Genomic DNA, 12,424 nt, shown 5'->3' with positions numbered 1-12,424 from the left:
TCGCTCTCTCTCAGGACCGGATACCGAAGGGCAGGGTGAACCGCACGTCACCCTCGACGATGTCGCGCATGTCGGGGATGCCGTTGCGGAACTGCAGCGTGCGCTCCATACCCATGCCGAACGCGAACCCGGAATACACCTCGGGATCGATGCCGCTGGCGATCAGGACCTTCGGGTTGACCATGCCGCAGCCACCCCACTCGACCCAGCCCGCGCCGCCCTTCTTGTCCGGGAACCAGACGTCGACCTCGGCCGAGGGCTCGGTGAACGGGAAGTAGTTGGGGCGCATCCGGGTTCGGGTGTCGGGGCCGAACAGGGCGCGCGCGAACGCGTCCAGCGTGCCGCGCAGGTGGGCCATGGTCAGGCCCTTGTCGATGGCCAGTCCCTCCACCTGGGAGAACACCGGGGTGTGGGTGGCGTCGAGCTCGTCGGTGCGGAAGGTACGGCCCGGGCACACGACGTAGATCGGCAGCTCGCGTTCCAGCATCGAGCGCACCTGCACCGGGGAGGTGTGCGTGCGCAGCACCTGGCGCGAACCCTCCGGGGCGATGTGGAAGGTGTCCTGCATGGTGCGCGCCGGGTGGTCGGGCAGGAAGTTCAGCGCGTCGAAGTTGAAGTGCTCGGTCTCGACCTCGGGCCCCTCGGCGACCTCCCAGCCCATGCCGACGAAGACGTCGGCGATCTGCTCGGAGATGACGGTGATGGGGTGGCGGGCGCCGACCGGCTGACGGCGCGCGGGCAGGGTGACGTCGATCTTCTCGGCCACCAGCACGGCCTGATCGCGCTCTTCCAGCAGCGCGGCGCGGCGGGCCTCGAACGCGTCGGACACGCGCTTGCGGGCGACGTTGACCCGCTTGCCCGCGTCGGCCTTCTCCTCCTTGGGCAGCGTGCCCAGCCCGCGCTGAGCCAGCGCGATCGGCGACTTGCCGCCGATGTACTCGGTCTTGGCGACCGCCAGCGCATCCAGATCAGCCGCAGCGGCGAACGCCTTCTCGGCCTCCGCTGCCGCTGCCGCGAGTGCCTCCTCGGTCAGCAAGGCGTTCTGCTCGACTCCACTGTTGTCGTCGGCCACGATCGTTCGACTCTCCCCTGGGGATCGGTTCACGGGTGCGTCATTGCCTACCCGTATCGGTGCTGCATAAATCCTATGGGATCGGCTTCCCGCGATTCATCCGGATTACCGGCGGTGCGGTGGCGACCGTGCCAGCGCCCGCCGGAAGGTCCCGATCCGGACCGACAAGTCCAGGTCAGGCCGGTCTTCCCGACACGCGGACCACGATCGGCGCCACCCCCGAATTCGTGGGAACCGAAACGCCGTGAGTTCCGTCCAACCGTTCAAACACATCAGCGTGTTCGACTCGAGAACAGGACGACTCGATGCCGGAACAGACTTGCGATTCGACGCCGCCCCCGGGCCCTCGTACCCGCCGCACGGCCCCGGGTAGCGGCCTGGCCCTGTGCGGCCTTGGCATCCGGGGCCCTCGCCACCGTCCCTTCCCTCGCTCGGCGAGCCCCTGCTCGCATCGACCGGTCGAGCCACGGAAGACCGAGCCTGACCAGGACACTCCCCGACCGGAGGACATCAATTGACGCCGCGATGCGCAGTCAGCGCGACCCTCGGGGTCGTCGCCGACGAGGTCGGTGCTTGTCGTAGAGCGGCAGGCAGGCGGTGTCGAGTGACATCGAAAACGGCGCCGACAGTGCGATGGGGGCACCGAAATCACCTTCGACCGGATCCGGGTATGCGCCGGAATGCATCGTGGGAAGGGTCATGCGGTCGCTCCATTCGTGGAGACTGCCGTGCTCACCGATAGCGCGACCGGAGAGACGGACGAGGCGTCATCGTCTACGACGATCCACAGCAGGTCGTGGCCGTGCCGGCCGGGTCGGCCGCCGCCGCTCAGCGGTGACCAGGCGGAAACGGCGATGGTCCGCGGACCGAGCGGCCCGCGGACCATCGCCTTCGGGATCAGGCCGCCGGTGCGGTGTGCCGGGGCAGGAAGGCCGCGATGACGGCGGCGACGGCGACCAGGCCCGCGCCGACCCAGACGGCGGGCACGAGGCCGTCGACATAGGACTGGGGGTCGGTGTAGGCGCCGTAGGAGGCGAAGACCGAGGCCAGGACGGCGATGCCCATGGCGACGCCGACTTCGCGCACGGTGCTGTTGATGCCGGAGGCCATGCCCTGATCGTCCGGGGCGGCGCTGTCCATCACGATCGTGGAGGACGGGGCGAAGGTGAGGCCCATGCCGATGCCACCGAGGACGAAGGGCGCCACAAAATTGACGTAGGGCAGGTCGACGGTGATGATCAGCGCCATCCACGCCAGCGAGATCGCCAGGCAGACCTGCCCGGCGGCGATGAGCAGCCGCGGTCCGACCCGGTCGATCACCAGACCGGCCAGCGGCGCGACGACCATCGGCACCATCGTCCACGGCATGGTGCGCACGCCCGATTCCAGCGGCGAGTAGCCCTGGACCACCTGGAAGTACTGCGCCAGCAGGAAGATCGCGCCGAACACGCCTGCCGAGAACGCGAACGAGATCAGGTAGCTCAGACTCAGACCACGGGCGGCGAACATGTGCAGCGGGAGCATCGGGTCGGCGGTCCGGTTCTCCCAGACCACGAAGGCGGCCAGCAGCGCGCCGCCACCGATCAGGGCGGCGAGCACGGCCGGTGCGGTCCAGCCGTCGTCGGCGCCGTGGATGACGCCCCACACCAGCGCCAGCACACCGCCGGCCGAGAGCACCAGGCCGAGGAGATCGAGTTTGCGGGCGGCACCGAAGGATTCGCCGAGCATGCGGGCCGCGAACGGCAGCGCCAGCAGGCCGACCGGGACGTTCAGCCAGAAGATCCACTGCCAGTTCAGCCCGTCGACGACCGCGCCGCCGACCACCGGACCGACCGCGATACCGAGCCCGGCGATACCGCCCCAGATGCCGATCGCGGCGCTGCGCATCCGCTCGGGCACCGCCGCGGCGAGCAGCGTCAGCGACAGCGGCATCACCGCGGCGCCGCCCGCGCCCTGCACGGCACGTGCCGCGATGAGCATCCACGGTTCGGTGGCCATGGCGCACGCCGCCGAGGCGACGACGAACAGGGCGATACCGGCCAGGAAGACCCGGCGCCGCCCGATCCGATCGCCGAGCGCCGAGGCCGTCAGCAGCAGCGAGGCGAACGAGAGCGTGTAGGCGTTGACGAACCATTGCAGGTCCGAAAGCGACGCTCCCAGTTCGGCTTTGATCACCGGCAGCGCGTTCGTCACGACGAGGTTGTCCAGCGTGACCATGAACATCGGCACGGCGACCGCGGCGATGACCGCGCCGAGCGGCTTGGCCTTCGCGACTGTCTCGCGCGGCGTCTCGGCGGTCGAGGTACCACCTGGATCGAGTGTCTGCGTCATCTCCGAGCCCTTTGGTTGTTATTCACTGATAACTAGCAGTCATCGTTATGCATCGGCTGATAACATGTCAAGTGAAAGGGGGCTGACCAGGAGGTGGACTACCGGATGGACGGCACGACCAGAACGCGCATGACCGCGTCGCAGCGCAGTGCCCAGGTGCTCGCGGCCGCCGTCCAAGCGTTTGCCGAATCTGGTTACGCCGCAACGAAAACCGATGAGATCGCCCGGCTGGCCGGAGTGTCCCAACCCTATGTGATCCGGCTGTTCGGCACCAAGCAGCAGCTGTTCGTCGCGGTCCTGCACGAGGTGTGCGCCCGCATCGAGCAGGTCTTCCGCAGCGCCGAGATCGAGCCCGGCGCCGATACCGCCGCGGCCCTGCAGGCACTCGGCAAGGCCTACGAGGTCTTCCTGGCGGAGCGCGAGCTCCCGCTCAACCTGTTGCACGGCGCCGCCGCGAGCGCCGATCCGGCGATCGGCGACCACATGCGGGAACGCTTCGGCCGGATCTACCGGCTGGTCGGCGAGCTCACCGGCGCGGATACGACGGAATCACGCCGCTTCGTCGCCAGCGGCATGCTGCTGACGATCATGACGGCCATGCAGGTGGCGGGCGCGGCGGCGATCCCGCTCCCCTGGGCCACCGAAATCCTCGACGACCTGCGCAACAGCGTCGACCCGCACTGCTGAGGCGGCGCTAGCGCGCGTGCTGGACGCGCGCGCTCGCGTAGAGGCAGATCGCCGCGGCGGCAGCGAGATTCAGGCTTTCGGCACGGCCGTGGATGGGGATCCGGATGCGATGGTCGGCCCGCGCCGCGACGGCGGGGTCGAGTCCGTGGGCCTCGTTACCGAACAGCCAGGCGACCGGGCCCGCCAGGATCTCGTCGGCGGAATCGAGGTCGACCTCGCCGTTCGCGGCGGTGGCCAGGATGGTCACGCCCGCCGCGGAGAGGGCGTCCAGGGTCGCGCCGACATCGCGGCTGCGCGCGATCGGCACGTGGAACAGGCTGCCCGCGCTGGCGCGGACACACTTGCCGTTGTGCGGGTCGACGGTCTCGCCCGCCAGCACCACACCGTCGGCGCCGACCGCGTCGGCGACCCGGATCAGGGTGCCCGCGTTGCCGGGTTCGGCGATCTCGACCGGCACGGCGAGCATCCGCGGCCCGCGCTCGAGGATGTCGGGCAGCGGCACGTCGACCAGCTCGCACACGGCGACCAGGCCGGGCGCGGTGACGGTCTCGCCGAGATGCTCGGCGGCGCGATCGCTGACCAGGGTGGTGCGCACGCCGTCGGCGGCGGCACCGGCGATCAGCGCGGTCTCGCGACTCGCGGCCGCGACCGAATAGAACAGTTCACGGACGCGGCCGGTCTCCAGCGCGGCGGTCACGGCATTGGCGCCCTCGGCCAGGAACTGGCCGGACTTGCGGCGCTGCGCGGCGCGCTGGAGCTTGACAGCCGAAACGACCCGCGGATTGCGCTCGGAGAGCGCGTCCACGGGTCGTTCCGACAGATCGCTGTGTGTCGTCAAGCTCAGGCAGCGGTGGCCGGGGCGTTGACGTCGGCGGGCAGCGCGGCCTTGGCGACCGCGACGAGGCCGGCGAAGGCCTCGGCGTCGGAGACGGCGAGCTCGGCCAGGATCTTGCGGTCCACCTCGACACCGGCGGCCTTGAGGCCCTGGATGAAGCGGTTGTAGGTGATGTCGTTCAGACGCGCGGCGGCGTTGATACGAGCGATCCACAGCTTGCGGAAGTCACCCTTACGCGCCTTGCGGTCGCGGTAGGCGTAGGTCAGCGAGTGGAGCTGCTGTTCCTTGGCCTTGCGGTACAGGCGCGAGCGCTGGCCCCGGTAGCCCTTGGAGGCCTCGAGGATGGAACGGCGCTTCTTCTGAGCGTTGACAGCCCTTTTGACGCGTGCCACTTTTCAGTCCTTGATCATCTGGGGGGCGCGGCGGCGCCCGAGTTCGGTAGTTGTCGGCGTCCGGTTATCCCGGCCGCGGAATCGTCAGGGTGCGACGGTCTGTGGTGCCTGAGAAATCAGGCGAGACCGAGCAGCCGCTTCACGCGGGGGGCGTCGACGGCAGCGACGGACTCCGTGCCTTCCAGACGACGAGTCCGGCGGGTGGCCTTGTGCTCCAGGAGGTGGCGACGGTTCGCCTGCTCGCGAAGCAGCTTGCCACTGCCGGTCACCTTGAATCGCTTCTTGGCGCCGCTGTGGGTCTTGTTCTTCGGCATGGATTCCTCTATCTGTGTCGTTGAAATCGGTGTTACTGCGGGTCGGCCTGCGCGGCCTGCTCGGCGGGCGCCGGCGTGTCGACCAGCGCAGCCGGTTCGGCACTCGCGGGACCGGTCGGCAACGGACGCGCTGCCGGAGCCGATTCCTGCTGTGCCTTCACCCGCGTCTTCGCGCCCTTGTGGGGAGCGAGGACCATGGTCATGTTGCGGCCGTCCTGCTTGGCCGAGGTCTCGACGAAACCGAGTTCGGCGACGTCGGAGGCCAGACGCTGAAGCAGCCGGAAACCGAGCTCGGGTCGCGACTGCTCACGACCACGGAACATGATCGTGACCTTGACCTTGGACCCGGCCTCGAGGAAGCGAACGACGTTGCGCTTCTTGGTCTCGTAGTCGTGGTCGTCGATCTTCGGGCGGAGCTTCTGCTCCTTGATCACGGTCTGGACCTGGTTCTTCCGGGACTCGCGCGCCTTCTGCGCCGTCTCGTACTTGAACTTGCCGTAGTCCATGATCTTGCAGACCGGCGGACGGGCATCGGGTGCCACCTCGACCAGGTCGAGATCGGCTTCGAGCGCGACGCGTAGTGCATCTTCAACACGCACGATCCCAACCTGTTCGCCGCCGGGTCCGATGAGTCGAACCTCGGGAACACGGATGCGATCGTTGATGCGGGTCTCAGTGCTGATGGGGCCTCCTAGGTCAAGCGGTGTCGTCATAACGACCGCATGCAATAACTGCAACCCCTGTTTCAACACGAAAGCCCCGCTGCGGTATTTCTCCGCGACGGGGCCCGATGTCGACCGATCGCCCACAGTCGATGCCCTCACGAGCTCGCTGTCGACCCCTGCGTGCCAGGCACACAGGAAACCCGCCACATCGGGCGGGTGACCGGGACCGTTTGTCCAGTACGATCGCTCGCCGGTAACGGTGGGAGTCGGGCTCCACTTATCTGCCCCAGAGCTGCATGACACAACCAGGGGCGGTCGTCAGCGGAAAGTCTAGCATCGCATTCCGCTATCGCCGAATCGGCCTGGCGCGGACGAGCCCCACCGGGGCCGCTATAGCCTTGTCGGCATGACTGACGAGCTCGATCCCCCCGTGCGCGACCTGGCCGACATCCCCGCCGTCGAAGTTATCAGCCGGGCCGCCGTGATGCTGATGAGTTCGGCCGCGGAGAAGCTGGGGCTCGCCGCCGACGACCCGGACTCCGGGGCGCACGTCGATCTCGACGAGGCCCGCCGGGTGATCACCGCGCTGGCCGGCCTGGTCACCGCGTCGGTGGAGTACCTCGGCCCGCACGCCGGTCCGATCCGCGACGGCCTGCAGGCGCTGCAGCGCGCGTTCCGCGAGGCCTCCTCGGTGCCGGACGCGCCGGGCGCGGGGCCGGGCGAGAAGTACACCGGCCCCGTGTACTGAGCCGTCCGGGAACAGCGCAACGAAAAGATCCGCCGGCGCAGGTGCGCCGGCGGATCTTCGTCTACAGAGGCTTACGAGGTCGCGCTCAGACCGTGGGGGTCGGAGCGGGCGGCGTGCCCGGGGTCACGGCGATGGCCGAGCCCGAGGCGATCGCGTTGGCGAGAGCGGTGAAGATGCTGGCGAGGCCTGCGCTTCCGGTTTCCATGCTCAGTGGTTCCTTTCGATTCCGCCCGACTCAGGCAGTCGGCTTGGTGGGCGTGTAGGCCAGCGAGGACCCGCCACTGAGGAAAGACAGAATCTGGCCGATGAGCGCCGTGGTGGCTTCATCCATGGGGACGTTCCTTTCGTACTGCACGACACCCGCGATCGCGCCGCCCACGGGCGCGAGACACCACTGGATGCCGGTTCGACTGACCGTTACTGTCCGGTATTCCGGCAACGGTGAGGCGAATGCTACCCACAGGTGTTTCACTTTGTCGCGTTTTCGGAAAGTCCCCGCGCGCGAGGATATCCGGCCTCAGCGCAGGGCGGCCGCCTTTCGCGCCAGACGCTTGGCCGCGGCGGTCTCGGCGGGGGCCTTCTTCGCGGCGGGAGCCGCCTTCTTGGACGCCGCCTTCTTCGCCGCGGGCTTGGCCGGTGCCGGTGCCGCGAGCACCTCCTTGAGGAACTGCCCGGTGTAGCTGCCCGAGACCTGCGCCACGTCCTCCGGCGTGCCCGTCGCGACCACGGTGCCACCACCGGAACCGCCCTCGGGACCCATGTCGACGACCCAGTCCGAGGTCTTGATGACATCGAGGTTGTGCTCGATGACGATCACCGTGTTGCCCTTGTCGACCAGCCCGTTGATCACCTTGAGCAGCTTGCGGATGTCCTCGAAGTGCAGGCCGGTGGTCGGCTCGTCGAGGATGTAGACCGTGCGCCCGGTCGAGCGCTTCTGCAGTTCGGCGGCCAGCTTCACGCGCTGGGCCTCGCCGCCGGACAGGGTCGGCGCGCTCTGGCCGAGCCGCACGTACCCGAGCCCGACCTCGACCAGAGTCTTGAGATACCGGTGGATCGAGGTGACCGGCTCGAAGAACTCCGCCGCCTCGTCGATCGGCATGTCCAGCACCTCGGCGATGGTCTTGCCCTTGTAGTGCACCTCGAGGGTCTCGCGGTTGTAGCGGGCGCCGTGGCACACCTCGCACGGGACGTAGACGTCCGGCAGGAAGTTCATCTCGATCTTGAGGGTGCCGTCGCCCGAGCACGCCTCGCAGCGGCCGCCCTTGACATTGAAGGAGAACCGGCCCGGCTGGTACCCGCGGACCTTGGCCTCGGTGGTCGAGGCGAACAGGGTGCGGATCTTGTCGAAGACACCGGTGTAGGTGGCCGGGTTCGAGCGCGGGGTGCGCCCGATCGGCGACTGGTCGACCTGCACCAGCTTGTCCAGGTGGTCCAGGCCGTTGATCCTGGTGTGCCTGCCGGGCACCTGGCGGGCGCCGTTGAGCTTGTTCGCCAGTACCGTCGCCAGGATGTCGTTGACCAGGGTCGACTTGCCCGAGCCGGAGACACCGGTGACCGCGGTGAGCACGCCCAACGGGAACGCCACGTCGATCCCGGTCAGATTGTGCTCGGTGGCGCCGACGACGGTGAGCCTGCGCTTCTTGTCGATCGGGCGGCGCACCATCGGCACCTCGATCTGCTCCCGGCCGGAAAGGTAAGCGCCGGTGAGTGATTCGGGTTCGGTGAGCAGTTCGGTGTAGGGACCGCTGTGCACCACCCGGCCACCGTGCTCACCGGCCAGCGGGCCGATGTCGACGACCCAGTCCGAGGCACGGATCGTGTCCTCGTCGTGCTCGACGACGATCAGGGTGTTGCCCAGGTTCTTCAGCCGCAGCAGCGTCTCGATGAGCCTGCGGTTGTCGCGCTGGTGCAGACCGATCGACGGCTCGTCGAGCACGTAGAGCACGCCGACCAGGCCGGAGCCGATCTGGGTGGCCAGGCGGATGCGCTGGGCCTCGCCGCCGGACAGCGTCGCCGCGGCGCGCGAGAGCGTGAGGTACTCCAGACCGACGTCGAGCAGGAAGCCCAGGCGCGCCTGGATCTCCTTGAGCACCTGACCGGCGATCGCGGCCTCGCGCTCCCCCAGCGTCAGCGAGTTCAGGAAGTGCGCGCACTCGCCGATCGACAGATCGCTGACATCGGCGATCGACTTGTCGGTGCCGTCGGCGGCCAGCGTGACGGCCAGGATCTCCGGGCGCAGGCGGGCGCCGTGGCACACCGGGCACGGCACATCGCGCATGTAGCCGTCGTAGTGCTCCTTCATCTGCTCGGACTCGGTGTTGTCCATCCGCCGGTGCAGGAACGGCATCACGCCTTCGAAGTCGGCGTAGTAGGAGCGCTTGCGGCCGTAGCGGTTGACGTAGGACACGTGCACCTGGTCGGAGCTGCCCTCGAGCACCGCCTTGCGGGCCTTGGCGGGCAGGTCCTGCCACGGGGTGTCCATCGAGAAGCCGATCGACTCGGCCAGGCCCGACAGCAGCCGGTTGAAGTACTCGGCGGTCTGCCCGCGCGACCACGGCGCGATGGCGCCGTCGGCCAGACTCAGCTCCGGATCGGGCACCACCAGCTCCGGGTCGACCTCCTTGCGGATGCCCAGGCCGGTGCAGTCGGGGCAGGCGCCGTAGGGCGAGTTGAAGGAGAACGAGCGCGGCTCGAGGTCCTCGATGTCGAGCGCGTGGCCGTTCGGGCAGGCCAGACGCTCGGAGAAGCGGCGCTCCCGGTCGTGCGCGTGCTCGTCGCGGTCGACGAAGTCGAGCACCACGATGCCGTCGGCCAGCCGCAGCGCCGTCTCGATCGAGTCGGTGAGGCGCTGCTTGGACGCGGTCTTGACCGCGAGCCGGTCGACGACGACCTCGACGTCGTGCTTCTCCTGCTTCTTCAGCTTCGGCGGATCGGTCAGCGGATAGACCACGCCGTCGACCCGCACCCGCGAGTAGCCCTGGGTCTTGAGCTGGTCGAACAGGTCGACGAACTCGCCCTTGCGGGTCCGCACCACCGGCGCGAGGACCTGGAACTTGAGCCCCTCCTCCATCGCCAGCACCTGGTCGACGATCTGCTGCGGGGTCTGCTTGGCGATCAGCTCGCCACACACCGGGCAGTGCGGGGTGCCTGCGCGGGCGTAGAGCAGGCGCAGGTAGTCGTAGACCTCGGTGATGGTGCCGACCGTCGACCGCGGATTGCGGTTGGTCGACTTCTGGTCGATCGACACCGCGGGCGAGAGGCCTTCGATGAAGTCGACATCGGGCTTGTCCATCTGTCCGAGGAACTGCCGCGCGTAGGCCGACAGCGACTCGACGTAGCGACGCTGCCCCTCGGCGAAGATCGTGTCGAACGCCAAGCTCGACTTCCCGGAACCGGACAGACCGGTGAACACGATCAGGCTGTCACGAGGCAGATCGAGGTCGACACCTTTCAGGTTGTGTTCCCGAGCTCCGCGCACAGTGAGGCGTTCCGCCACCTGGTGAATCCCTTCTCCATCGTCATCCGCCGACCGGACATGAACCCCCGCTCGCCATGCTAGGCGGACCCACCGACAGAAACTTTGGAGCGCTGGCGCGCTCGAGGTCGCGGCCCCTCCTGTCCCGCCGATCGGGCGCCGTTGCTTGCTCCTTCGTCGCTTGCGCAACGGCGCCCGATCGGCGGGACGGCCGCGACGGCCGCTGCGCGGCCTGCCCCTCCTGGGGGTCGGGGCGTGGTGGTCGAGTTCCCGGTCTGCGCCCACTATTTCGGCATACGGATTATGTTTGACGGCAGGGGTGGGGCGATCGACATGATGAAGGAGCCGGCGTGCTCGAGGTTTTCCTGGTCGACGACCATGAGATCGTCCGGCGCGGGCTGATCGATCTGCTCGAGGGTGATCCAGAACTCAGGGTGATCGGGCAGGCCGGTGGCGTGGCCGAGGCGATGGCGCGCATTCGCGAGGCGCGGCCGGACGTGGCGGTGCTCGATGTCCGCCTGCCCGACGGCAACGGCATCGAGCTGTGCCGCAATCTGCTCGCCGAGTTCGAGGACCTGCGCTGCCTGATCCTCACCTCGTTCTCCGACGAGCACGCCATGCTCGACGCGATCCTGGCCGGTGCCAGCGGCTATGTGGTGAAGAACATCGACGGGATGAAGCTGGCCGACGCGATCAAACAGGTCGGCGCCGGCCACTCGCTGCTCGACACCCGCGCGGCCGACGCCCTGCGCGCCCGGCTGCGCCGCAGCACCGAGCCCTCCGGCGCGCTGGCCGGGCTCACCGAGCAGGAACGCCGATTACTCGAGCTGCTCGGCGAGGGGCTCACCAACCGGCAGATCGCCGCGCGGATGTTCCTGGCCGAGAAGACGGTGAAGAACTACGTCTCCCGGCTGCTGGCCAAGCTCGGCGTCGAACGCCGCACCCAGGCCGCCGTGCTGGCGACCAAGCTGCGCGAACCGTAAGAAATCAGGAGGGGACGACGATCGTCAGGTCGCCGTCGTAGCGGCGGTAGAGCAGGTTGCCGCGGCCGGTGTGGCTGTCGGTGAAGAACAGATACGGTAGGCCGCCGGTGCACAGCACGTCGGAGGCTTCGTCCTCGGCGTAGACCGGCGCGGCGTCCTGGACGACGCGGACCGGCATGGCGCTGGCGGTCAGCGGCAGCTCGGCCGACTCCCCCGCCGCGGCCGTGTGCCGCTGCCTGGCCAGGCTGACGCCGTGCGGATCGGCCCAGGTGACGATCGCGTCCTCGCCCGTCTGGGCGTCGGTGAACAGGTAGGCGTCGTAATCCATCGCGTCCAGCACGGTGCTGGCTTCCAGCGGCGTGCCCGTCATCAGCGCACAGTCCTTGCGGCGGATGATCGGACGGGTCTCGGTGATCTGAGCCAGCGGGCGCCGGGCCGGATCCGGCCACGCGCCGCGGGATTCCTTGCCCGCGCGCCGGGCCAGCTGACGATCCAGCCGCTCGGCGGCGAAGGTGACGGCGAAGCCGCCGGGACCGGTGACCTGCACGCGCGTGAGCGTGTCGTTGGTTCGGATGTTGGCCTGCACCAGCGTCGGCTCGTCGGAACCCTGCGGCGCGGTGACGCGCACGCGGGCCGGACTGTCGAGGTGATGCCTGCGCATCACGCGGGTGATGGCGCGGACAGCGCGGGTGACGTCCTGGGGTGGTACCTCGCCGCAGGTGGTCACCGCGAGCTCCGGGTCCGCGGCGGTCGTCCAGTGCTGGGTAGTCGACAACGAATTCATCTCTTGCCCCACTTCTCGATCCCTTTTCCCGGTGCCCTATGCCACCATGGGGGCCCTTGTGGGTGAAGGGCCGAAAGTCCCCACCTTGCGGACTAGACTTTGCGTTCGACGGTTGGGGTGGCGCGGCGAACGGATACG

Annotated in this window: 11 protein-coding genes; 3 read left to right on the top strand and 8 right to left on the bottom strand. The window is 68.6% G+C overall.

The window, feature by feature from the left end; all coding sequences use genetic code 11:
- Positions 1 to 10: 10 nt before the first annotated feature.
- Together pheS and Q7X29_RS12130 are read right to left on the bottom strand one after the other, a co-directional pair.
- Positions 11 to 1,072 (bottom strand): phenylalanine--tRNA ligase subunit alpha, encoded by a 1,062-nt coding sequence (pheS, locus tag Q7X29_RS12135; protein ID WP_218716549.1) that lies wholly within the window; start codon positions 1,070 to 1,072, stop codon positions 11 to 13.
- An 897-nt stretch (positions 1,073 to 1,969) separates the two neighbouring features.
- A complete protein-coding gene (locus Q7X29_RS12130; RefSeq protein WP_255586940.1) occupies positions 1,970 to 3,403 on the bottom strand; it encodes an MFS transporter in 1,434 nt (477 codons plus the stop codon).
- Between the two features lie 129 nt (positions 3,404 to 3,532).
- On the opposite strand from Q7X29_RS12130, the gene Q7X29_RS12125 reads away from it, so the two are divergent.
- A complete protein-coding gene (locus tag Q7X29_RS12125) occupies positions 3,533 to 4,090 on the top strand; it encodes a TetR/AcrR family transcriptional regulator (RefSeq protein ID WP_255586939.1) in 558 nt (185 codons plus the stop codon).
- A 7-nt stretch (positions 4,091 to 4,097) separates the two neighbouring features.
- Here the strand turns inward: Q7X29_RS12125 and Q7X29_RS12120 are convergent, their stop codons facing one another.
- The 4 genes from Q7X29_RS12120 to infC all read right to left on the bottom strand — a co-directional run bounded on the left by Q7X29_RS12120 (position 4,098) and on the right by infC (position 6,344).
- A complete protein-coding gene (locus Q7X29_RS12120; RefSeq protein ID WP_316574092.1) occupies positions 4,098 to 4,895 on the bottom strand; it encodes a TrmH family RNA methyltransferase in 798 nt (265 codons plus the stop codon).
- 35 nt (positions 4,896 to 4,930) lie between these two features.
- The gene (gene rplT, locus Q7X29_RS12115) at positions 4,931 to 5,317 is read right to left on the bottom strand and encodes a 50S ribosomal protein L20 (RefSeq protein WP_019046423.1); all 387 of its coding nucleotides are present in this window, start codon (positions 5,315 to 5,317) and stop codon (positions 4,931 to 4,933) included.
- A gap of 116 nt (positions 5,318 to 5,433) precedes the next feature.
- On the bottom strand, positions 5,434 to 5,631 hold the full coding sequence (gene rpmI / locus Q7X29_RS12110) for a 50S ribosomal protein L35 (protein ID WP_218716546.1): 198 nt from the start codon (positions 5,629 to 5,631) through the stop codon (positions 5,434 to 5,436).
- Between the two features lie 32 nt (positions 5,632 to 5,663).
- Complete coding sequence (gene infC, locus Q7X29_RS12105) at positions 5,664 to 6,344, bottom strand: translation initiation factor IF-3 (RefSeq protein ID WP_218716554.1); 681 nt, start codon at positions 6,342 to 6,344, stop codon at positions 5,664 to 5,666.
- A 358-nt stretch (positions 6,345 to 6,702) separates the two neighbouring features.
- Between infC and Q7X29_RS12100 the strand changes: the two genes are divergently transcribed.
- Positions 6,703 to 7,044: a DUF1844 domain-containing protein gene (locus Q7X29_RS12100; protein ID WP_218716545.1), complete on the top strand. Its 342-nt coding sequence runs from the start codon at positions 6,703 to 6,705 to the stop codon at positions 7,042 to 7,044.
- A gap of 517 nt (positions 7,045 to 7,561) precedes the next feature.
- Here the strand turns inward: Q7X29_RS12100 and uvrA are convergent.
- Positions 7,562 to 10,540, bottom strand: a complete 2,979-nt coding sequence (gene uvrA, locus Q7X29_RS12095; RefSeq protein WP_316574091.1) for an excinuclease ABC subunit UvrA — start codon at positions 10,538 to 10,540, stop codon at positions 7,562 to 7,564.
- A gap of 329 nt (positions 10,541 to 10,869) precedes the next feature.
- Here uvrA and Q7X29_RS12090 point away from each other — a divergent pair, with 329 nt between their 5' ends.
- Positions 10,870 to 11,502, top strand: coding sequence for a response regulator transcription factor (locus Q7X29_RS12090; RefSeq protein WP_218716543.1), 633 nt, complete (start codon positions 10,870 to 10,872; stop codon positions 11,500 to 11,502).
- A gap of 4 nt (positions 11,503 to 11,506) precedes the next feature.
- On the opposite strand, the gene Q7X29_RS12085 is transcribed toward Q7X29_RS12090, so the two are convergent.
- Positions 11,507 to 12,286 (bottom strand): sigma 54 modulation/S30EA ribosomal C-terminal domain-containing protein, encoded by a 780-nt coding sequence (locus tag Q7X29_RS12085; protein ID WP_316574090.1) that lies wholly within the window; start codon positions 12,284 to 12,286, stop codon positions 11,507 to 11,509.
- Between the last annotated feature and the right edge of the window lie 138 nt (positions 12,287 to 12,424).

The sequence above is a fragment of the Nocardia canadensis genome, from assembly GCF_032656385.1.
Lineage (GTDB): Bacteria > Actinomycetota > Actinomycetes > Mycobacteriales > Mycobacteriaceae > Nocardia > Nocardia canadensis.
This window is presented reverse-complemented; position numbering and strand designations above follow the sequence as displayed.